Origin of the sequence: Acinetobacter sp. AL9, from assembly GCF_041464035.1 — a bacterium.
In the GTDB taxonomy this organism is placed as follows: Bacteria; Pseudomonadota; Gammaproteobacteria; order Pseudomonadales; family Moraxellaceae; genus Acinetobacter; species Acinetobacter towneri.
Window position 1 is genome coordinate 1 of sequence record NZ_JAYFSK010000134.1, and the last position, 998, is coordinate 998.

Genomic DNA, 998 nt, shown 5'->3' on the forward strand with positions numbered 1-998 from the left:
AGTTGCGCCCACTTATGCCTAGATTTAAGAAAAAATCAGACGGTTATGATTCCATTCGCCTTGTACAATTCGATAAATACTGTTGGGTTAAAGGAAATAAACTCAAACTCCCTAATGGCGTAGGTGTTATTAAATTCAGGAAGTCGCAAGAGATTCTAGGCACAATAAAAAATGTGACGATCAGTAAGGTGTCAGGACGTTGGTACGTTTCATTCTGTACTGAAACAGAACTTACTGAAATGCCGATCCACCCATCAAAATCAGCGATTGGTGTTGATCTTGGTGTTAAGAAATTAATCACTACCTCAAATGGTCAGGTCTTTGACCCGATCAATAGCTTTAAAACCAATCAGATTAAATTAGCTAGACTTCAACGGAAGCAGAGAAAGAAAGTTAAATTTAGTCAAAATTGGAAAAAACTGAATTTTAAAATCAATAAACTACATCATCACATTGCCAATATTCGTCATGACTACTTGCAAAAAATCACTACAACGCTCAGCAAAAACCACGCAATGATTGCTGTTGAGGATTTAAAAGTAGCAAATATGTCGAAGTCAGCAAGTGGCACAATCGAAAATCAAGGAAAGAATGTAAAAGCTAAGTCAGGCTTAAACAAATCAATCCTAGATCAAGGTTGGGGCATGCTCGTTAGTATGTTGGAATATAAGCAACAATGGCGAGGTGGATTACTTGTAAAAGTTGATCCGAAGTACACAAGTCAAACCTGCTGTGAATGTGGTCATGTAGCAAAAGAAAACCGACAAACTCAAGCTAAATTTGAGTGTGTCGGATGCGGTTATGTTGCGAATGCGGATTTAAACGCATCTCGTAATATATTGTCGGCAGGACATGCCGTTTTGTCTGTGGAGGGTGGATGCGGTAAAGGTCGCCCTAAGAAGCAGAAAGCAAGCGAAATCCGTGAGGAAGTCGCCTAAGAGCTTTGCTTTTAGAATCCCCCACTTGAGTGAAAACGAAAGTGGGGGGAGTATGTCAAT

Annotated in this window: 1 protein-coding gene; it reads left to right on the forward strand. The window is 39.6% G+C overall.

Going from position 1 to position 998, the window contains the following annotated elements:
* Positions 1-938, forward strand: a 938-nt coding sequence (locus ACEO2X_RS13900; protein ID WP_368782738.1) for an RNA-guided endonuclease InsQ/TnpB family protein, incomplete at its 5' end; no start/stop codon positions are given.
* Between the last annotated feature and the right edge of the window lie 60 nt (positions 939-998).